This is a genomic window from Leifsonia sp. Root112D2, from assembly GCF_001424905.1.
In the GTDB taxonomy this organism is placed as follows: domain Bacteria; phylum Actinomycetota; class Actinomycetes; order Actinomycetales; family Microbacteriaceae; genus Root112D2.
Genome location: NZ_LMCU01000001.1, coordinates 1994015 through 2014636, shown reverse-complemented (window position 1 = coordinate 2014636; position 20622 = coordinate 1994015). Strand labels below are relative to the sequence as shown.

The following is a 20622-nucleotide window of genomic DNA, read 5'->3' as shown; positions in this document are numbered from 1 at the left end:
GCCGCCCGTGGGCATCGGGCGGACGGCGTCAGGCGCGGGGCGTGTGGAAGCGCAACTGCGCGGCCGTCAGGCCGTCTGTCGCGATCTGCTCCGCGGCATCCGCAGCATCGGAGATGAGCGAGGGCAGCGCCTGACGCTCGGTGCCGGAGAAGTCCCGCAGCACAAAGTCCGCCGCATCCTGTCGCCCGGGGGGCCGCCCGATGCCCACGCGCACCCGCGCGAACTCGGGGGTGCCTATCGCCGAGGCGATGTCGCGAATGCCGTTGTGGCCGCCGTGGCCGCCGCCGACCTTGAGTTTCACGGTGTCGAACGGGATATCGAGTTCGTCATGCACCACTATCAGCCGTGATGCGTCCAACGAGTAAAAGCGCAGCAGTTGCGAGACCGGGCCACCGGAAAGATTCATGAACGACAGGGGCTTGGCGAACACGAAGCGCGTGCCTCCGGCCACCAGCCGCCCCTCGGCCACCTGCGCGTTGGTCTTGTGCCGCTTGAACGTGGCGGATGCGCGTGCGGCCAGTTGCGAGACAACCATCGCTCCCACGTTGTGCCTGTTGCCCGCGTAGCCCGGGCCGGGATTGCCGAGCCCGACGACGAGCCAGAGAGAGTCATCCATGGGGTTAACAGACTACGCGCGGGTCGGCTGCGGTTGACCGCCTCCGACCCGCGCGTGGCGTGTCTATTCTGCGGATTCCTCGGCGGGAGCCTCGGCGGTCTCCTCAGCCGCGGCAGCCTCGTCCGCGGTCTCTGCGGCCGTGGCGCGCGGAACCGTGATGTGCAGAACCAGGGCATCGGCGTCATCGATGAGTGCTGCGCCGGCGGGCAACTCGATGTCGCGCGCGTGGATCTGTGTGCCTTCCTCGGCGCCGTCCACCTTCACGAAGACGCGCTCCGGAATGTTCGTGGCTTCGACCTCGAGACGCAGCGTGTTCAGCTCCACCTGTACGAGCGTGCCGGGGAACGACTCACCCTCGACGTGCACAGGAACCTCGACCTCGACCTTTTCACCCTTCTTGACCACGATGAGGTCAAGGTGCTCGATGATCTGCAGTACCGGATCCTTCTGCACGTCCTTGACGAGCGTGAGCTGGGTCTTGCCGTCGAGCTCAAGTGCGAGCACGGCGTTCGCCTTGCGCAGGATCAGGCCGACCTGGTGGGCGGGCAGGGTCACGTGCTGTGGGTCGGATCCGTGGCCGTAGATCACGGCGGGAATCTTGCCGACGGCGCGGATCTTGCGCGCAGCGCCCTTGCCGAACTTCTCGCGGTGTTCCGCGACGACCTTGTTGTCGTCACTCATGGTGCACTCCTTCGCGGGCTCTCAGCCCAGATAATTGATCTGTTGTTCAACTCGAACGCATGTCAGCGTGAGGAATAGCTGTAAAGCCGCACTCCACCGCGTCGATAACGGATGCCTCTTCGGTTGCTTCGAAGACGGCGTCCCTCGCCGAAGTTCCTTCGGCCCGTGACACCGTGTACAACCGGTGCCCTGAGCCAAGGGTCGAGTTTACACGAGTGAGCGGATGCCCGCGACGGCCTCGGCCACGACCGCGTCGACGGGCGCATCGTTCTGCACCACAACACCCGGTTCGTCGTCGGCGAGCGGCTCCAGCGTGGCCAGCTGTGATTCGAGCAGGCTCGGGGGCATGAAGTGCCCCTGGCGTTGGGTGAGGCGGGACGAAAGCAGCTCGCGCGATCCGCTCAGATGCAGGAAGACAACGCCGGGAGCCTCCGCGAGAATCGCGTCACGGTAGGAGCGTCTCAGCGCCGAGCATGCCACGACGAGTCCGGTACCGCGCGCCTCGGCGAGCCGCTGCCCGACCCGCGCCAGCCATGGCCAGCGGTCGGCATCGTCAAGCGGCTCCCCCGCCGCCATCTTCGCCACGTTCGCGGCCGGGTGCAGTGCATCGCCGTCGACGAAGTCCACCCCGAGGGCGCGGGCGAGTGCCGCGCCGATGGTGCTCTTGCCCGAACCCGACACCCCCATGACCAGCACGAGCGGGTGCGTGGACGCTGGCTCGGCCGCGGAGAGTTCAGACATGGGGGCCTTCGTTCCTCGGCACGGATGCGACGCCCGCGAGGTATCGCTCGGCTCGCGTGACCAGCGCACCCAGATCGCCTCCGGAGACGGCGTCGCCCAGCAGCGGGCTGCCGACGCCGACCGCCAGTGCACCGCGGCGCAGGTACTCGAGCGCCGTCTCGGCCCCGACTCCCCCCACCGGCACGAACGGCGTGCGTGGCAGTGGGTCGCGCAGCGCGGAAAGGTAATCGGGGCCCCCCGAGGAGGCGGGGAACAGCTTGATGGCCGTGGCGCCCTGAGCCATCGCCGCAACACATTCACTGGGCGTGAGCGCGCCCGCAATGACCGGAAGGCCTCGTTCGACCGAGGCGGGCAGGCTCTCCGAGACGGCCGGAGTAACGATGAAACGCGCGCCGGCTGCGGCCGCGATATCAACATCCGCCGTTGTGAGCACGGTGCCCGCTCCGACAAGCGCACGACCAGCGGATGCGTCGACGAGCGCGCGAATGACGTCAGCGGCATCCGCCGTGACCAGCGAAACCTCGAGGTAGCGCACGCCCGCCTCGATGAGCGTCGTGCCCGCCGCGAGCGCGGCAGCGGCATCCGCTCCCCTGATGATGGCGAGAAGGCGCGCCTCGGCGAGCCCATCGATGAAGTCGTGGGTCATGCTTCTTCCTACCATTCCGCGAACGAGCCGTCCGCGTGTCGCCACACCGGGCTGCGCCAGGCAATTCCACGCTTGTCGGCGGCGCGAACCGCCGCCTCGTCGATCTCGATACCGAGGCCGGGGGCCGTGAGTCGTTCGATGTTACCGTCAACGAATTGCAGCGGTGTCTTGTCGAGCACGTAGTCGAGCACCTCGGCGCCCTTGTTGTAGTGAATGCCGATGCTCTGCTCCTGGATCAGGTAGTTCGGCGTGGCAAATCCCACCTGCAGGCAGGCCGCGAGCGCGAGCGGCCCGAGTGGGCAGTGCGGAGCGAGTTGCACATCGAAGGTCTCGGCGAGCGAGGCGATGCGGCGCACCTCGGAGATGCCGCCGGCGTGTGAAAGATCGGGCTGGGCTACCGCTATCCCCGCCTGAAGCACCGGCAGGAACTCCTGCCTGTTGTACAGCCGCTCCCCTGTGGCGATGGGTGTCGAGGTCGCCTGCACCAACTGCCCGATGACGTGCGAATTCTCGGGAACGACGGGCTCCTCCAGAAAGAAGGGGTGCAGTGGCTCCAGCAGCGGTGCCACCCGGCGCGCATTGGCCAGGGTGAACCGACCATGGAAGTCGACGGCGATATCGCGGTGCTCCCCGAGCACCTCGCGCGCGGCGGCCACCCGCTGCACCACACCGTCGATCTCTGCGACCGAGCCGATGCGGCTCATCTTGCCGCTCGCGTTCATCTTGACGGCGGTGAGACCGACGGCGATCTGGGCGCCGATGGCATCTGCCAGCTCGCTCGGTTCATCGCCGCCCACCCAGCCATATGCACGGATGCGCTCGCGAACCGCACCGCCCAGCAACTGGTACACAGGAACGCCGAGGGCCTTGCCCGCGATGTCCCACAACGCCTGGTCGATACCCGAGACGGCGCTGGCCAGCACGGCACCGCCACGATAGAAGCCGCCCTTGGTGAGCACCTGCCAGTGGTCTTCTATCGCGCCAGGATCCTTGCCCACGAGATATTCGGCGAACTGCCCGAGCACGGCGGCGACGGCACTGGAATTGCCCTCGAGCGACGCCTCGCCCCAGCCGACGACACCGTCATCGGTCTCGATGCGCACGAACAGCCAGCGTGGTGCGATCTGGAACGTCTCGATTCGGGCAATGGTTCTGGACTGCATCACCGTGCGGCTCAACCCTTCGTGGCCCCGGCGGTCAGGCCGGAGACGATGTATTTCTGTGTGAACAGGGCGATGACCATGATGGGCACCGTCACGATGACCGCCGCGGCCATCAGCCCGCCCCAGTCGATGCTCGCGTAGGAGACGAAGTTGAAGATCGCCACCGGGAGGGTCTTCGTGTTGGCGCCCGCGAGTACGAGAGCGAACATGAAGTTGTTCCACGAGAAGATGAACGCCAGGATGCCCGCCGTCGCCATTCCGGGCACGGAGAGCGGCAGCGTGATGCGCTGGAATGCTCCGATCGGGGTCAGTCCATCCACCTGCGCCTGCTCTTCCAGTTCGAGCGGAAGCGAGTCGAAGAAGCTCATCATGATGTAGACGATGAGCGGAAGCGCCACGAAGACGTGCGAGAGGATCAGCACACCGTAGCCGCCGACCAGGTGCAGATTGGCGAAGATGAAGTACCACGGCACCAGCAGGCTCACGCCGGGAATGATGCGGGCCATGAGCACGACCAGTGCCGAACGGTGCATGGTGAACCGGCTCATGGCGTAGGCGGCAGGCACTCCTATCACCAGCGACAGCCCGGTGGAGGCGAAGGCAACCCAGAAACTGTTGAAGATGAAGCTGAAGTAGTTGTCACGCCCGAGCACATTGTTGTAGTTGCTGAACGTGGGCGTGAAGACCACGGTCTTGCTGGCGTCGTAGATGTCCACGTTCGTCTTGAACGAGGAGACCAGCATCCACAGCAGCGGCGCAACGAAGGCGAGCACGACAACTATCAGCGCGACCGCACGAAAGATCGTGTAGCCCTTGGGGCGACGGCGCCTCTGCTGTGGGGCCCTCGCGGGCACGGTTCGGGTGGGAGTCAGTGTCGTTGTCATGGCGTGGCCTTGGCCTTCCTGCGGAACGTGAGCGCCCACATGATCGCGATGATGAGAAGGAAGAAGACGATCAGAACGGCGGATGCGACGCCGTAGTCGTTGTAGTCGAAGCTCAGCCCGTAGGCGTAGACGTTGAGCGTCTCGACCTCGTGGAAGGAGCCTCCGCCCTTGCCCTTGGTGGCGTAGAGGATGTCGAAGGTCTTCAAGGCGTCGATCGAGCGCAGCAGCAGGGCCACTATCACCGTCGAGCGCAAGAGCGGCAGCGTGACGTACCAGAAGCGCTGCCAGGTGCTCGCGCCGTCGATGCGGGCCGCCTCATCGGGCTCGTCGGAAAGCGAGGTGAGCCCGGCCAGCAGAATGAGCACCACCATGGGCGTCCACTGCCAGATGTCCACGAACATGAGTGTGGGCAGCGCCGTGAGCTCGCCCGAGAGCCAGGGCTGTGCGGGAATGCCCACCCAGCTGAGCAGCTGGTTGGCGAAGCCGATGTTCGGGTCGAAGATGAGCCGCCACATCATGCCGATGGCCACGGGCGTTGCCACGAGCGGCAGCAGGATGGCCACACGCACCCAGCGCTCGCCCCGGAACGGCCGCCACAGGAGCAGCGCGATGCCCATGCCGAGCACCATCTCGACGGCAAGGGCGCCAAAGGTGAAGATGAAGGTGCGGCCGACGGCCGGCCAGAAGCGCGTGGTGTCTGTGAGAATCTGCACGTAGTTCGAGAGACCGATGAAGTCGTGCGGGGCACGCACCGAGCCTTCCGAATTGGTCAGGCTGAGGTAGATCGTCCAGACAAGCGGAATCGCTATCAGCAGGCCGACCACGATCATCGCGGGAGCCGCGAACAGCCACTTGCGGTGCCTGTTCGCCCAGTCGGAATACGCCCGCCAGGCCGAATTCCGGTTCGAGACCGAAACGGTCATCGTTCACCTCCGTTGGTGTGTGTGCAGTTGATGGGTATCTCAGGGTATGGATGCGTGCGCCCGCCCGCGTCAGCCGGCCGACCCTGATGGGACGGCCGGCTGACGCCAGGGCGGAAAGCCGCGTTACTTCTCGTCGTCCAGAAGAGTCTGGAACGCCTTGTCAGCCTTGTCGGCCGCTGCCGAGGAGTCTCCACCGGTGATGGCGGTGACGATAGGCATGCCGACGATCTCCCGGGCCTCGGGAACCTTCACGACCTGCGGGCGGTCGTGACCGACGCCGTTCTTGGTGCTCTCGGCGATGGCCGCCGCGAGGTCAGCCGGGTACGTCGAGATACCCTTCGGGTCCTTCCAGACCGAGGTGCGTGCTCCGGGAACACCGGCCTGCTGGATCTCCAGCGTCATGGCCTGGCTGGTAGCCCACTGGATGAACTTCCACGCGTTCGTCTTGTTCGGCGACGACTCGTTGATGCCCAGGGCCCATGACGGCACGTTGTACGCCTTGGATCCGGCGGGGCCGGCGGGGATCGGTGCGAAGCCGACCGTGTCGGCGACCTTCGACTTGGTCGCATCCGTCGCGTTCTTGTAGAGGCTGTCGGCCTCGGTGTAGAACGCCGCGTTGCCCTGCGTGAAGATGGCCATGGCCTCGGCCCAGCTCATGTCAGTGCTCACGTTGGCCGGGCCGTAGTTGTGGATCAGGCCGCCGTACATCTTGAACGCCGCCTTGGCCGCGTCACTGTTGATCGTCGACTTGCCGTTCTCGTCGGCGAAGTCGCCGCCGTAGCTGTAGAGGAAGCTGGAGAACTGCGTGACCGCAGCGGACTTCTCCGTGCGGGCGACGAAGCCGGCAACGCCGGGGTTCTCGGCCTTGATCTTCTTGGCGGCCGCCTCGAGCTCATCCATCGTCTTGGGAACCGTCAGGCCGGCCTTCTGCAGCAGGTCCTTGCGGTAGTAGAGCACCTCCTGCTCGGTGATGATCGGCACGCCGACGATGGTGTCCTTGTAGGTGGTCGAGCTCACCGGACCGGACTGGAAGTCCTTCCAGTCCCATTTCGAGTCCTTCTTCACGTCGTCACCGAGGTCGGCGAAGTAGCCATTCTTCGCGAACTGCTTGCCCTCCTGCAGGGGGCGGTACATCATCACGTCGAGGTCGGTCGAACCCGCGTTGAGCTTCACGTTGTACTGGTCGGAGAGCTGGTCTTCGCCGTACTGCGAGACCTCGACCTTCAGGCCGGTCTCTTTCTCGAATTCCGGAATCTTCTTCTTGATGATGTCCGTCCACACGTGGTTGACCAGCGTGACGCGGAGCGTCTTCGACTCCTTTGAGCCGTTGTCACCACTGCCGCTGCTACTGCACGCTGCGAGAGTTCCTCCCGCCAGCAGGATCGCTGTGGCGATCCCGGCCATTCGCAAAACTGATCGTTTCTTCACGTCAACTCCGTTCTTGGGAAACATGCGCGCCTCTGCACATGTCGAGGAGAAACATCTTTGCATCTCCTCTTTGAGGAAACTTAGCTCATAAAAGCATACTTATTCAACAGCGAGACCTAAACGATATGATTTGTGCGTGACCATAGACGCGCAGTTGCCTCCCGACGACGAAGCCGCCGCACTCGCGATTCCCGGCATAGCCCTCTCCGGCCTGCACGCGCGCGTGCTCGACAGTCTCGGCCTGGCGATCTGTTCCAGCGAACTCGCTCCGGGCACTATCGTGCGCATCGACGAGCTCGAGGAACGCCATGGCGTCTCGCGATCGGTGGTGCGCGAAACGCTCCGGGTGCTGTCATCCATGGGACTGGTCGCCTCGCGCCGCCGCGTCGGCGTGCAGATTCTGCCGTCGTCGGAATGGAATCTCTACGACCCCCAGGTCATTCGCTGGCGGCTGGCATCGCCGGGCCGCATCTCGCAGCTGCGCTCCCTCACCGAACTGCGCACCGCGATCGAACCCGAGGCCGCACGGCTCGCCGCGATCCGAGTGCCGCTGACCGGGGCGAGCGATCTGATGGGGCTCGCCGGCAAGCTCTGGGCGGCAGGAAAACAGGGCGATCAGGACGAATTTCTCACCCTCGACATCGAGTTCCACCGCCTCGTGCTCTCCAGCTCGGGCAACGAGATGTTCGGCAAGCTGCACACCCTCGTCACCGAGGTGCTCACCGGCCGCACCAACTATGGCCTCATGCCGAGCCACCCGCACAGCGAGGCCCTGCAGATGCACATGGACGTCGCCAGCTCCATTCAGCGCGGCAACCCCGACGGCGCCCACGACGCCATGCTCGGCATCATGCAACGCGCCTTCGCCGAAATGAGCTCGATCTGGGAGACCGGCAGCGTCGACGGTTAGGAGACGACGCGATCCAGCGAGCGGATGCCTGCAACCGCGTTCGCGACGATCGTGGCGACGGGCGCATCCACGTCGATGACGACGCCGGGCTCATCGGCGCCGAGCGGTTCGAGCGCGGCCAGCTGCGAGTCGAGCAGACTCGCCGGCATGAAGTGCCCGCTGCGGCCTTCGAGCCGGTTCGCGAGCACCTGCCGCGATCCGTCGAGGTGCAGGAAGACCGTGTCGGGAGCCTCGGTGAGAATCGCATCCCGGTAGACACGCTTGAGTGCCGAGCAGGCGACGACCAGCCCGGAGGAACTCGACTGCGCGAGTGCCGCACCAACGAGCGCCAGCCACGGCCACCGGTCCTCGTCGTTCAGCGGATGTCCCGCCGCCATCTTCACGACGTTCGCCTGCGGATGCAGGGAGTCGCCGTCGACGAAGGCGGCCCCCAGCGCATCCGCCACCAGTGCGCCGATGGTGCTCTTGCCCGAACCGGAGACACCCATCACGACGATGCGACGGGCCCGCGATGATGCGCTCATCTCATCACCAGTCGTGCACGGTGCCGTCGGCGAGACGGTTGTATGGAAGGTACGCGGTCTCGTATGGATACTTGCCGGCCTCGTCGACATCGAATTCGACGCCGAGTCCCGGCTTGTCCCCCGGGTGCAGGTAACCGTCGACGAAGGTCATCGACTGCTCAAACACGGCATTGGTCTTCGCGCCGTGCTGCATGTACTCCTGGATTCCGTAGTTGTGGATCGCGAGACCCACGTGCAGCTGCGCGGCGAATCCGATGGGCGAGATGTCGGTCGGCCCGTGGAATCCCGACTTGATCTGGTACATCGCCGCATAGTCCATGACCTTCTTGAGCGGCGTGATGCCGCCGAAGTGCGTCGACGCGGCGCGAACGTAGTCGATCAGCTGCTCCTTGATGAGGTTCTGGAAGTCCCACACGGTGTTGAAGATCTCGCCGATGGCGAGCGGCGTCGTGGTGTGCTGGCGCACCAGGCGCAGCGCCTCCTGGTTCTCGGCGGGCGTGCAGTCTTCGAGCCAGAACAGGTCGTAGGGCTCGAGCGACTTGCCGAGCTTCGCGGCCTGAAGCGGCGTCATCCGGTGGTGCCCGTCGTGCAGCAGCGGAAGTTCGGGACCGAACTCGTTGCGAACCGCCTCGAACACCGTGGGAACGTGACGCAGGTAGGCGCGCGTGTCCCAGTCCTCCTGCGCCGGCAGCTTTCCGCGCTGGGCCGGCTCGTGGTCGTAACGCACTCCCTCGTTGCCGGGCAGAGCCCTGTTCGAGGCGATGCCGTAGATGGACTCGAGGCCCGGCACGCCCGTCTGCACACGAATCGAGCGGTAGCCCTTGGCCTGGTGCTCGCGCACCGAATCGAAGAGTTCGGGCAGTTCCTTTCCGGATGCGTGCCCGTAGGCCATCAGCCCCGTGCGCGACGCTCCCCCGAGCAACTGGTACACGGGCATCCCGGCCGCCTTGCCCTTGATGTCCCAGAGCGCCATGTCGACGGCGGCTATCGAGGCCATCGTGACGGGTCCGCGACGCCAGTACGCGCTGCGGTAGAGAAACTGCCAGGTGTCTTCGATGGCGTGCGGGTCGCTTCCGATGAGCAGCGGAACGACATGCTCACCGAGGTAGGCGGCGACGGCGAGTTCGCGGCCGTTGAGTGTCGCATCCCCGATGCCGGTAAGACCATCGTCGGTCGTGAGCTTGAGCGTCACGAAGTTGCGGTCCGGGCTCGTGACGATGACCTCGGCTTTGTCGATTTTCATGATGGTCCTTCCGTGTATCGGAATCGGTGGCGGGATCAGTGGCGGTCACTCGCCGGGTGCGGCCGGCGGCGTTGAGACGGTGGGGGAGGTGACCCGCAGCCCTGCGGTCGACAGCGCGGGGTCGATGGCCTGCGGCTGCCCCGCGACGACGCGGCGTTCTGCAATCTCGGCCACGATCTGACGGTGCCGCGCGTCGGTGAGCGGATACGCGATCATGATGCCAATCGCAATCGCCGCAGTGAGGGCGGGGATCAGACCCTCTGCCGCGCGGATGCCCCACTCGGCGCTGGCGGACTGCACCGTGGCATTGGCCGTGTACCCGCCGACGGCGAGGGCGAACGCGGCGAGTGCGCCGCCCACGGCCTGGCCGGTTTTGCGGGTGAAGGAGAACAGCGCATAGGTGATGCCCTCGGTGCGCACGCCGGTCTTCCATTCGCCGTACTCGACGGTGTCTGCCTCGAGCGCCCAGACGAGCATGTTGACCAGAAGGATGCCGACCATCGAGAGCACAAGCCCGGTCAGTGCCAGGGGAATTGCGGTGTCTGGAGCGAAGAACACGATGAGCCCGCCCGCGATGGAGATGAAGCCGGCACCGATATACGCGCGCTTCTTGCCCAGCCTGCGTACGATCGTCGGCACGACAGCGGCCAGACCGAAGGTGAGCACGAGTTGCACGATCGAGAGCACCGCGTAGAGCGGCAGTGCGTGCAGAACATCGCGCAGGTAGTAGAGCTCCACGGTGCTGAATGCCAGCATGCCGGTGAGAAAGACGAAGGAGCTGAGGCAGAGCAGCAACAGCGGCTTGTTGCCCTTGAGCGTGGCGAAGCTCTGCTTCATGCTCACGTGCTGCACATCGCGCTTCACCCGCTCCTTCGCCGTGAAGGCGGTGAAGAGATACAGCGCGGTGCCGATGACCACGAAGATCAGTGTCATGGTGGTGAACATCACCTGCAGATCCGCGCCCGGCACGATCATCGGCGCGATGAAGACCCCGAGGAAGGCACTGACAAGAGCGGCGCCGATGGTGCGGGCGCTGGCCAGCTTGGCGCGCTCCCCCGCTACCGGCGTCATCGCGCCGGCGAGCGATCCGTATGGAATGTTGACGAGGCTGTAGGCAAGCCCGAGCGCCGCATAGGTGAGGTACGCGTAGAGCAGCATGCCCGTCTCGCCGATCTGCGGGATCGAGAACGTCGCGGCCGAGAGCAGCAGCAGGGGAACCGAGCCGAACATGAGGAACGGACGGAACTTGCCGAGGCGCTTGCTGTAGGTCTTGTCGACGATGCGGCCGGCGAAGACGTCGGAGAATGCGTCGAAGATGCGCACCACGAGCAGCAGTGTTCCTGCCGCCGCGGCACCGATTCCCGCGACATCCGTGTAGTAGACCAGCAGGAACATCGTGGCGGTCGTGAACGCCAGGTTGTTCGCCGCGTCGCCCGCGCCGTAACCGACGATGCTGAGGCGTCCGAGCTTGCCGCCAGCGGGCTTGCCGCCCATGGGCGACGGCGCGGTCGCACCGGGAACGGTCTGTGTGGTTGTCGTGGTCATGCCGGGCTCCTTCACCCGAGGGCGCGCGCGTCCTCGCGAACTGATGTGTGCCGATCTGCGGCATGGCCGCTGTTCGGAACTGGATCAAGTGAAACACAGAATTGCCCGTTTTGGCAAGCGGTTGCCAACATTCGGCTCAACTCACACGAATCTGCCAGCGAGGCATCGAACGGCCCACTCTCGCGCCTGCCGTGAGACGACGTGAATCGACCCTCGTTGCGACAACGAGGGTCGATTCACGTCGCCTCACAAGCGGCGGCGCGCCCGAGCCGGCTCAGCGAAAGAGTGCAACGGCCGATTCAACGGATGCGACGAAGTCGGCATCGCGGGCAAGATCGCCATCGAGCACCGCGAGAAGACGGTGCGGCGCACCCTCCCGACCACCCTCGAGTGCAGCTCGCACCACCGCGGAATGGGCATCCGGCAACTCGACGCCGGCAATCAGCAGGGCGATCCACGCCCCGATGGCTCGTGCGCTCGCCGCACCGTCCCGACCCTCCGCGCGTTCGGCGACGGCGATCGCCACGGCACGCACGCGCAGCTTGCTCACGCCTTCCATGCCGATCTGTGCCAGCCGGTGCTCGATGCGCGAGTTGGCGAAGCGACGCAGCAGTGCCGTGCGGTACTCGTGCAGGTCCAGGCCCTCTGCCGGCAGATGGCGTACGGCCTCATCCCAGAGAGCGGTCACCCAGCTGCGCAGCACCGGGTCCGCTATGGCCTGGGCCACCGTCTCGTATCCCCGAAGGCGACCGGCGTATGCGAGCAGGCTGTGCGCCCCGTTGAGCAGCCAGAGCTTGCGGCGCTCAAAGGGCTCGATGTCTTCAACGAAGCGAGCGCCGGCGCTCTCCCACGCCGGGCGTCCTGCCGGGAAGTCTCCCTGCAGCACCCAGTCCCGAAAGGGCTCGGTGACCACCGGGGCCCGGTCGGCCCATCCCGAGAGCTCTGCGGCCGTGCGGATGTCGCCTTCCGTGGTCTTCGGCGTGATGCGATCGACCGAGGTCGACACGAATGACACGTTCTGCGCAAGCCAACTCGCGGTATCGGCGTTGACCGCGGCCGCGAGAGCGGTGAGGCCACTCTGAACGAACGAGCCGTTGTCGGGGATGTTGTCGCAAGGCACCACGGCAAGAGGGCCGGCGCCCGCACGCCGACGCGCCTCGAGCCCCAGCAGCAGGCGACCGAGGGAGGTGCGCGGCCCGGCAGCGGCCAGCTCCGAGCGTGCCGGCAGCGACTCGCCAGCAAGCGCGTCACTGAGCCAGTCGATGTCGGCTAGAACCGCGGCATCCGTACGATCCGGCACACCATCCGCCGTGAGCCGGTACCCGGGCTCGGTGATGGTGAGCGTCACCAGCGCTGTTGCCGGGGCAGAGAGGAGTTCGACGAAGCGGCCCAGATCGGCGCCGTCGACCGCCTCGACGAGGCTCGGGATGACGACGGCCGTGTCGCCGGCATCCGATCGCTCGATCAGTGTGTAGAGGCCATCCTGCGGGGCCAGTTGCTCGGCCGCCGTCGCCGATCGACCAGTGAATGCGGCGATTCCCCACTCGGCGGCATCATCGGCGGCGGCGGTGTACCAGGCCTGGTGGGCGCGATGGAACGCTCCGAGGCCGAGGTGCACGATGCGCACGGGCGGAACCGCGAGGGGGATGCCCTCACGCGCGGCGAGCGCCTCGCGGTTCAGAGGCATCTGGTCGCCAGCAGGGGTGTCGAGGTTGGTCTCGGCCGAGATCGTCACAGTTTGAACACCTTTCGGGGCATCGTGTCCACGAGGTCGACGGCGATGCGTTCGGCGGTGGCCAGAGCGACTCGCCCCTCCCGCACGAGGCGGGCAAGGAAGGCTGCGTCGAGCCGGCGGGACATGTCGTGGCGCGCGGGAATTGACAGGAATGCGCGAGTGTCGTCGATGAAGCCGGAGCTGCGGTAGAAGCCCGCGGTCTCGGTGGTTGCCGCGCGGAATCGCTGCACGGCATCCGGAGCATCGAGGAACCACCACGGGGCGCCGATGTACACGCTCGGATAGAAGCCGGCGAGCGGTGCGATCTCGCGCGAGTACACCGTCTCGTCGACGGCGAAGAGCACGAGGTGAAAGTCGGGGCGATCGCCGTACTTCTCCAGCAGCGGCCGCAGCGGATCCACAAAATGGGTGGTTGTCGGAATGTCGTGCCCGGTGTCGGTCCCGAACCGCGTGAACGTCGGCGTGTGGTGATTGCGCACGACGCCCGCGTGCACGGTCATCACCAGCCCATCGTCGACGCTCATCCGCGCCATCTCGAGCAGCATGTGACCGGCGAAGATCTGGTTCTCCTCGGCACTTGCCGTGCCGCCCAGCGCGCGCTCGAAGAGAGCGGATGCCTCAGACTCGTCGAGATCGACGGCGAGCGGCTGCAGCACCCCGTGGTCGGCGGAGACCGCACCGTGCTCGATGAAGTGGCCACGTCGTGCGGCGAGCGCATCGATGTAGCCGCGATAGCTGGAGACCGCCGAGCCGCTCCATTCGGCCAGCCGGGCGACGTTGTGTTCCCAGCCTGCTGCCGCCGGATTGAGATACGAATCCGGTCGGAAGGTGGGCAGCACCCGCCCGGTGAACGCGGGGTCGAGAGCAAGCCTCTCGTGCTCGGCCAGGTCATCCATAGGGTCGTCCGTGGTGGCGAGCACCTCGATACCGAACCGGTCGGAAAGGGCGCGCGGGCGAAATGCCTCGGTCTCCAGCGCCGCCTGGATGCGATCGTAGAGCCGGTCAGCGTTCTCGGCGCCGGGCTGTTCATCGATGCCGAAGAGGTGCGCGAAGGTGTTCTGCAACCAGTAGCCGGATGCCGTTCCCGCGTAGAGATACCAGTGCTCGCAGAAGGTGCGCCACACCTCGCGAGGCGCCGTGACCGCGGCATCGCCACCCTTCTGCGGAATGCCCAGCTCGTCGAGACTCACCCCGGCGGCGTGCATGAGTCGCGAGACGTAGTGGTCATAGCGAATGAAGAGTTCGGCGGGGTTCACGAAGGGGGTGTCGTGCACCAGCAGCCCGGGATCGACGTGGCCGTGCGGGGAGATGATGGGCAGCTGGGATACCGCCGCATACAGGCCGCGTGCGATGTCGCGGGTAGCGGGATCCGCCGGAAAGAGACGGTCGGGGTCGAGGTGCAGCGTCATGGTCACTCCTTCATTGAACGGTGGAAAGATTCGTTTGTCAACCGGTTGCCAAAACGTGTCGACAGGCATCCGACAGCCCCGGATGGTCGGGACTACGCGGTGGATGGTCCCGTAGAGCCGCGTACGACCAGCTCGGTTGCCAGCGGCGGCGTGGAAAGTCGGCCGGCCAACGGCGCCTCGTCGTCGATCAGGTCAAGAGCCCGGCGCACGGCCAGCTCCCCCACGAGGCCGAGCGGCGTGCGAATGGTGGTCAGCGGCGGCGACGTGAAGTCAGAACCGAAGATGTCGTCGAAGCCGACGATGCTCAACCGCCCGGGCACGCTGAGACCCTTCTCCTGTGCTGCGCGCAACAGCCCGATGGCCATGAGGTCGTTATAGGCGACCACGGCGGTGACTCCGGATGCGACGACCCGGGAGATCGCCTCGCGGCCCCCGTCGAGTGTGGGGATGCCCGGCCCGATCTCCACGATCGTCATGCCCCGTTCGACGGCACGCCCGAGCAGTTCGCCCCAGCGGGCAGCACTCATCCAGGAGTTGCCCGGCCCGGAGAGAAAGGCGATGGACCGGTGGCCGAGCTCGGCAAGATGATCCAACGCCTGCTCGATGCCCGGCTCGAGTTCGGGCACTATCGCGTCGACCCCGTCGACCCGTCGATTGATCACCACGAGCGGCCTGAGTTCAGAGAGCTCCCTGATCTGCTCGTCGGCCAGACGGGTCGTCACGAGAATCAGGCCGTCAACGGAGGGGGCCACCCGCTCCGCGGCCTCGGCCTCCCGTTCCCCCGATTCCTGCGATTCGGCCAGAATCAAGGTGTAGCCGCCGAGTGCCGCAGCCCGCTCGGCGCCACGTACGACCTCGAAGAACATCGGGTTGGTGATGTCGGCGATGATCAAACCGAGCGTGTTCGTCTTGCCGGTGGGAAGCGCCCTGGCCATCGGATTGACCCGGTAGTTGAGCGTCTTCGCGGCATCCTGAATCAGCTTCTCGGTCTTCGCGCTGATGCGCCCCGGCTTGCTGAGCGCACGCGAGACCGTCGAGGGATTGACCCCGGCAAGTTCCGCGATGTCGTAGATGGTGGGAGCCGGACGGGACACGCGCGCACGCGCGAGCGAGCCGCCCTGCGCGTTCGCGCTGCTGTCGAGCCCTGTCATGAAGATCCTCCGGCCATACGTTCCCCCACGCTAGCGCGACGGTTGTGCTGAGTCGGGCGCCACACCCACGCGCGGCCCCAGTTGATGCGGTGCCTGTCAATTATGGTCGTTCGGGGAATTCGCCCTCGTCACGGATGCGCGCGTTGAGCAATTCGAGAAACTCATCCTCGTCGAAGTCCAGCGACACTTCCTTGCCCAGCCAGCTCGAGAGGTGGATCGCGTTGGCGAGTCGCACACCCTTGATGCCGTCGGATCCCGGAGCGAGCAACGGGGTGCCGTCGAGGATGTTCGCGGCGAAGTTCTCGAGCACTCCGGCATGCTGACCGCCCCAGACGGAGTCGAATTCGATCGTCTCGGTGGTATACAGCTCGTCGGCATCGAGCTGGCCCATGAACAGCTTCATGACGTCGCCCATGTTCATGTTGTCGCTGAGTTCGCGCTCGGGCTTCTTCAGGCGGCTCACGGTGGCCGTCTTGCTGTTCTCGACGACGATCTTGCCGGCGTCGCCGAGAATCTCGAAACGGTCGGTGCCGATGAGGTCGTGAGTGGCCGTGACGAAGACGCCGGTGACACCGTCACCGTAATCGACGACCGCCGTCACCTCATCCTCCACCGCAATGTTGCGGCGAAAGCCGTAGGCGACCTTCGAGAAGACCTTCTCGGGCACGCCGCAGATCCACTGCCAGAGGTCGAGTTGGTGCGGGGCCTGGTTGACGAGAACGCCGCCGCCCTCGCCTCCCCACGTCGCGCGCCAGGCGCTCTGGTCGTAGTAGCCCTGGGGCCGCCACCAGTTGGTGATGATCCAGTTGGAGCGGCGGATCGCGCCGATCTCACCGTTGTCGACGATCTCCTTCAACCGCTGGTACAGCGGGTTGTTGCGCTGGTTGAACATGATGCCGAAGGTGAGTTCGGGCTTCGTGGCGGCGAACTCGTTGAGTTCCTTCACCTGCTTGGTGTAGACGCCTGCCGGCTTCTCGACGAGCGCGTGGATGCCGCGGCTCAGCGCCGCGATGCCGATCTCGGGGTGCAGGTAGTGCGGCACCGTCGTGACGACAGCATCGACGCTGCCGCTCTCGAGCAGCGCGAGGTAGTCGTCGAAGAAGGGCGCATCCGGGTACTGGGTCGCAGCCGCCTCGGCCTTGGCCGGGTCTGTGTCGGCGATGGCGCCGATCACCATGTTGGGAACCATGCCGTCTGCGATGAATTTCGCATACATCGATCCCTGGGTGCTCAGCCCAATGATGCCGAGTCGTACTTTGTCTGCCATGAACCCTGTTCCCTACCTTCGTTATTCGTGCGGCCGCCTTTAGGCGACTGCTCCAGCTTGCGCGTCTTGTTCGGCTTGTTGGTCGATGAGCCGGCGTCGGTTGGCGCGGCGTTGTTGTTGGCGATCGGGGTCGGGTACCGGCGAGGCGAGCAGCAGACGCTGCGTGTACGGATGCTCGGGTGTGCCGGTGACCTGGGCTGCCTCGCCCTGCTCGACGATTTCGCCGTGGTACATGACGGCGACGCGGTGGCTGATGTGGCGCACGACGTCGAGGTCGTGGGAGACGAAGAGGTAGGAGACGCCGGTGTCTTTCTGAATCTGCAGGAACAGATCGAGCACCTTCGCCTGTGTGGAGAGGTCGAGGGCGCTGACCGGTTCGTCGCAGACGATGAGCTTGGGTGAGAGGGCCAGCGCCCGGGCGATGGCAACGCGCTGGCGCTGGCCGCCGCTGAATTCGCGCGGCAGGCGGCCGATCGTGTCCTGCGGCAGACCGACCTCGTCGAGCACCTCGCGAACCCGTTTGCGAGCATCCGCGCCGGTTTTGCCCTGCACGGTGAGGGGTTCGGCCAGGATGTCGCCGACGGTCATCGACGGGTTCAGCGAGGTGTATGGGTCCTGGAAGACGACCTGCAGGTCGCGGCTGAGGGCGCGTCGCTGTCGGCGCTTCGCGTGACCGATGTTCTTGCCTTCGAAGGTGATCGTGCCGTCGGTGACCGGGGCGAGGCCCAACAGGGCCCGGCCGAGCGTGGTCTTGCCGCTGCCGGATTCGCCGACCAGGCCGAGGGTCTCACCGTAGCCGATCTGAATGGAGACCTTGTCCAGGGCGCGGAACGGCGCGGCGCGCAGCCCCTTTGTCGGGTACTCCACGACGAGGTTCTGTACCGTCAGGAGTTTCTCGCTGCCGGGCACGTCGGTGGTGGGTGTGGTGACCATCATGCTCCTGCTTTCGCGGTCAGTTCTTCGTCGTCACGCGCTCCACCCGCGGTGAGCATCGTCATCGGGGTCTTGCCTTCGAGCATGGCGCTCAGCAGTGCCTGGGTATAGGGCTGCTGCGGGTTGCGCAGAATGGCGCGCACATCGCCTGATTCGACGAGGCGCCCGTTTTGCATCACGACCACCCGGTCGCAGAGGTCGGCGACGACACCGAAGTTGTGGGTCACCAGCACCACTCCCATGGTGAAGGTGTCCTGCAGCTCGCGCAGCAGGTCGAGTACCTCGGCCTGCACCGTCACGTCGAGTGCGGTGGTGGGCTCGTCCGCGATGAGCAGGTCGGGGTTGCAGGAGACGGCGCCGGCGATCAGCACACGTTGGGCCATGCCGCCCGAGACCTCGTGCGGGTATGCATCGAAGGTGCGTTGCGGATTGGTGATGCCCACGATGGTGAGCAGTTCGATCGCGCGGGCCTTCGCATCCGCCTTGGAGAGCCCCATGACCTTCACCAGCGGGCGCACCAGCTGGTAGCCGATGGTGAAGTTCGGATCCAGATTGCTCATGGGTTCCTGGGGAATGTAGGCGATGCGTTTGCCGCGCAACGCCGCCATGCGCCCCTGGGAGAGTCGGCCACCGTCGGTGGAGACCAGAGAGTGGCCGTCGAAAACGATGCTTCCGTGGGTGATCAGCGCCTCATCCGGCAGCAGCCCCAGAATGGAGAACGCCGTCTGCGTTTTACCCGAGCCGGACTCGCCCACGATGCCGAGCACCTCGCCGCGATCCACGTGCAGGGACACTTCCGAGACCACCGTCTTGATGCGGCCGGCCGGTTGCGGGTAGCCGACACCCAGATGCGAGACCTCCAACAGATGGTTCGTGGCGACCGTGGCTACTCCGCGGGTGGCGTCATCGTCGAGCAGCGCGGGCTTCACCGAACGCTTGATGCCTTTGGCCTTCGCGCCCTTCGGGGAGTCTTCCAACGCATCCCGCAAGGCATTGCCGAGCACCACGAAGCAACCGATCGTGAGCGAGATGGCGATGCCCGGCCACACGGCCAGGATCGGGGAGGAATAGATGTTGATGAAGCCCTCGTTGAGCATCACGCCCCAGGTGGGAACCAGCACGTCGCCCAGGCCGAGGAATTCCAGGGTCGCCTGGATGGAGATGGCGATGCCGCACACGATCGAGGTCTGGATGATCAGCGGGGCGCGCACCACGAACAGGATGTGCTTGCCGATGATGCTCGTATTGCTCAGCCCGGCCACCCTGGCCGCGTCCACATACAGCTCGTTACGCACCGCCTGCACCGAGGTGCGCGTCAGCCGGAAGAAACCGGGAGACATCAGCACGCCGAAGATCGTCATCGACACCCACACGCTCTTACCCAGCGCGGCCGATGCCGCCAGCAGGATGATGATCGCCGGCAGCGACATCAACACGTTCGTGCACCAGCTGGCCACGCCATCGAACCAACCGCCGAAGAACCCGGCAATCAGCCCCGTCGGCAGGCCGATGATGATCGCGACGGCCGCCGCGAGCGCGGCGGCGACCAGCGTGCTGCGCGCTCCCACCAGCAGACGGGAGAACACATCCCGCCCGGCGCTGTCCGTGCCCAGCAGGTGACCCGCACCCGGGCCCTTCAACGCATCCGCCAAGGCTGAATGGTTCGGATCAAACGGCGCCACCCAAGGGCCGATAATGCCGGCGATCACAATGATGGCCAACAGGATCAGCGCAATCAGACCCAATGGATTGGAGACCAGGCGTTTGAACACACCGGGACGAGCCGCCTCGTCGGGCGTCTCCGTCTGCGTCATTGTTTCAGTCATGCCACACGCGCCTTCGGATTCAGCCAGCCGACCGCAAGATCGACCAGCAGGTTGACGATCACGACAATGATCACGATATAGACGATCACACCCATCAGAACGGGCATGTCACCCTGCGTGGTCGATTGCAGAGCCAGAAAACCCATGCCGGGAAGAGCGAAGATCTGCTCGATGACAACCACACCACCGAGCATGTTGATGAACTGCAACGACAACACCGTCAGCCCGGCCGGGGCCGCGCCGCGCAGCACGTGTCGAAAGAGAATCTCCCGCGGTGCCAGGCCACGGCTGCGCAAGGTACGCACATAGTCCTTCGACAGAACCGTGATGGTGGCGCTGCGCACCTGTTGTGCGGTGGATGCTATTCCCCCGATCGCCAGCGCGATCACCGGAAGAATCAGGGACCGTATCCACCCACCGGCATCCGTACCGAACGCGGTGTATCCGGTGGCCGGCAACCAGTGCAGGCGGATGGCGAAGAAGGTGACGATGATGATGGCAATCACGAACTGCGGGATCGCCGAACCGGCAATCGAAACAACCTGCAGCGCACGATCTACCCAGCCACGACGCACCGCGGCAGCGACCCCCACCAGCGTGGAGAGAATCGCCACGATCACAATGGTGATGAGAACTATCGACAACGTCGCCGGCAGACGATCCATGATGCTGCCCACTACTGGCTGGCTCGAGAACCAGGACACACCGAAGTCACCGTGCAGAACGCTGCCGGCCCACCCCAGAAAGCGAGTGACCAGTGGCTGGTCCAGCCCCAGCGCGATCTCTTTCTGATGCACCTGCGCCTGCGTCGCCGACTCGCCCAGAATGTTGCGGGCAACGCTCGTCGCCGAAAAATACAGCAGGAAGAACGTCAGCGACGACACCACGACGAGCACAACCACGCCGGAAAGAATCCGGCGAACAAGGAAGGTAACCATTTCTGCTCCATTGACAGTCGGTGGTGGGGAGCCTCGAGCCGATGCGGCCCGAGGCTCCC

19 protein-coding genes are annotated in these 20622 nt (G+C 65.5%); 1 reads left to right on the top strand and 18 read right to left on the bottom strand.

Annotation, left to right across the window (positions count from 1 at the left end):
* Positions 1–28: 28 nt before the first annotated feature.
* The 8 genes from pth to ASC63_RS09330 all read right to left on the bottom strand — a co-directional run bounded on the left by pth (position 29) and on the right by ASC63_RS09330 (position 7082).
* A complete protein-coding gene (gene pth, locus ASC63_RS09365; RefSeq protein WP_055812341.1) occupies positions 29–616 on the bottom strand; it encodes an aminoacyl-tRNA hydrolase in 588 nt (195 codons plus the stop codon).
* Positions 617–679: 63 nt separating this feature from the next.
* Positions 680–1297: a 50S ribosomal protein L25/general stress protein Ctc gene (locus ASC63_RS09360; protein WP_055812338.1), complete on the bottom strand. Its 618-nt coding sequence runs from the start codon at positions 1295–1297 to the stop codon at positions 680–682.
* A gap of 207 nt (positions 1298–1504) precedes the next feature.
* Positions 1505–2038: a gluconokinase gene (locus ASC63_RS09355; RefSeq protein WP_055812337.1), complete on the bottom strand. Its 534-nt coding sequence runs from the start codon at positions 2036–2038 to the stop codon at positions 1505–1507.
* Positions 2031–2684, bottom strand: coding sequence for a bifunctional 4-hydroxy-2-oxoglutarate aldolase/2-dehydro-3-deoxy-phosphogluconate aldolase (locus tag ASC63_RS09350; protein WP_157487646.1), 654 nt, complete (start codon positions 2682–2684; stop codon positions 2031–2033). The genes ASC63_RS09355 and ASC63_RS09350 overlap by 8 nt, the downstream gene beginning before the upstream one ends.
* Before the next feature lie 8 nt (positions 2685–2692).
* Positions 2693–3847, bottom strand: coding sequence for a galactonate dehydratase (dgoD, locus tag ASC63_RS09345; RefSeq protein ID WP_055812333.1), 1155 nt, complete (start codon positions 3845–3847; stop codon positions 2693–2695).
* An 11-nt stretch (positions 3848–3858) separates the two neighbouring features.
* Positions 3859–4731 (bottom strand): carbohydrate ABC transporter permease, encoded by an 873-nt coding sequence (locus ASC63_RS09340; RefSeq protein WP_055812330.1) that lies wholly within the window; start codon positions 4729–4731, stop codon positions 3859–3861.
* Positions 4728–5654, bottom strand: coding sequence for a carbohydrate ABC transporter permease (locus tag ASC63_RS09335; RefSeq protein WP_235492072.1), 927 nt, complete (start codon positions 5652–5654; stop codon positions 4728–4730). The genes ASC63_RS09340 and ASC63_RS09335 overlap by 4 nt, the downstream gene beginning before the upstream one ends.
* Positions 5655–5777: 123 nt before the next feature.
* Positions 5778–7082, bottom strand: a complete 1305-nt coding sequence (locus tag ASC63_RS09330) for an ABC transporter substrate-binding protein (protein WP_200936827.1) — start codon at positions 7080–7082, stop codon at positions 5778–5780.
* A 136-nt stretch (positions 7083–7218) separates the two neighbouring features.
* Here ASC63_RS09330 and ASC63_RS09325 point away from each other — a divergent pair, with 136 nt between their 5' ends.
* A complete protein-coding gene (locus tag ASC63_RS09325; RefSeq protein WP_327063344.1) occupies positions 7219–7992 on the top strand; it encodes a FadR/GntR family transcriptional regulator in 774 nt (257 codons plus the stop codon).
* Here the strand turns inward: ASC63_RS09325 and ASC63_RS09320 are convergent.
* From ASC63_RS09320 to ASC63_RS09275, 10 genes are all read right to left on the bottom strand, one after another.
* On the bottom strand, positions 7989–8516 hold the full coding sequence (locus ASC63_RS09320) for a gluconokinase (RefSeq protein ID WP_055812324.1): 528 nt from the start codon (positions 8514–8516) through the stop codon (positions 7989–7991). The genes ASC63_RS09325 and ASC63_RS09320 overlap by 4 nt on opposite strands.
* Positions 8517–8520: 4 nt before the next feature.
* The gene (gene manD / locus ASC63_RS09315) at positions 8521–9759 is read right to left on the bottom strand and encodes a D-mannonate dehydratase ManD (protein WP_055812321.1); all 1239 of its coding nucleotides are present in this window, start codon (positions 9757–9759) and stop codon (positions 8521–8523) included.
* A 45-nt stretch (positions 9760–9804) separates the two neighbouring features.
* Positions 9805–11304 carry a glucuronide transporter gene (uidB, locus tag ASC63_RS09310; RefSeq protein ID WP_327063343.1) on the bottom strand — a complete coding sequence of 500 codons (1500 nt, stop codon included), beginning with the start codon at positions 11302–11304 and terminating at the stop codon, positions 9805–9807.
* A 274-nt stretch (positions 11305–11578) separates the two neighbouring features.
* Positions 11579–13039 carry a mannitol dehydrogenase family protein gene (locus tag ASC63_RS09305; protein ID WP_327063342.1) on the bottom strand — a complete coding sequence of 487 codons (1461 nt, stop codon included), beginning with the start codon at positions 13037–13039 and terminating at the stop codon, positions 11579–11581.
* Entirely contained in the window at positions 13036–14448 is a 1413-nt protein-coding gene (gene uxaC / locus ASC63_RS09300; RefSeq protein WP_082487448.1) for a glucuronate isomerase, read from the bottom strand. Before uxaC ends, ASC63_RS09305 begins: the two co-directional genes overlap by 4 nt.
* Positions 14449–14540: 92 nt before the next feature.
* Positions 14541–15599 carry a LacI family DNA-binding transcriptional regulator gene (locus ASC63_RS09295; protein WP_055812317.1) on the bottom strand — a complete coding sequence of 353 codons (1059 nt, stop codon included), beginning with the start codon at positions 15597–15599 and terminating at the stop codon, positions 14541–14543.
* Positions 15600–15699: 100 nt separating this feature from the next.
* The gene (locus ASC63_RS09290; protein WP_055812314.1) at positions 15700–16866 is read right to left on the bottom strand and encodes a Gfo/Idh/MocA family protein; all 1167 of its coding nucleotides are present in this window, start codon (positions 16864–16866) and stop codon (positions 15700–15702) included.
* A 39-nt stretch (positions 16867–16905) separates the two neighbouring features.
* Positions 16906–17802 carry an ATP-binding cassette domain-containing protein gene (locus ASC63_RS09285; RefSeq protein WP_235492069.1) on the bottom strand — a complete coding sequence of 299 codons (897 nt, stop codon included), beginning with the start codon at positions 17800–17802 and terminating at the stop codon, positions 16906–16908.
* Positions 17799–19625, bottom strand: coding sequence for a dipeptide/oligopeptide/nickel ABC transporter permease/ATP-binding protein (locus ASC63_RS09280; protein WP_055812308.1), 1827 nt, complete (start codon positions 19623–19625; stop codon positions 17799–17801). Before ASC63_RS09280 ends, ASC63_RS09285 begins: the two co-directional genes overlap by 4 nt.
* Positions 19622–20563, bottom strand: a complete 942-nt coding sequence (locus ASC63_RS09275; RefSeq protein ID WP_055812305.1) for an ABC transporter permease — start codon at positions 20561–20563, stop codon at positions 19622–19624. The genes ASC63_RS09280 and ASC63_RS09275 overlap by 4 nt, the downstream gene beginning before the upstream one ends.
* Positions 20564–20622: the final 59 nt, after the last annotated feature.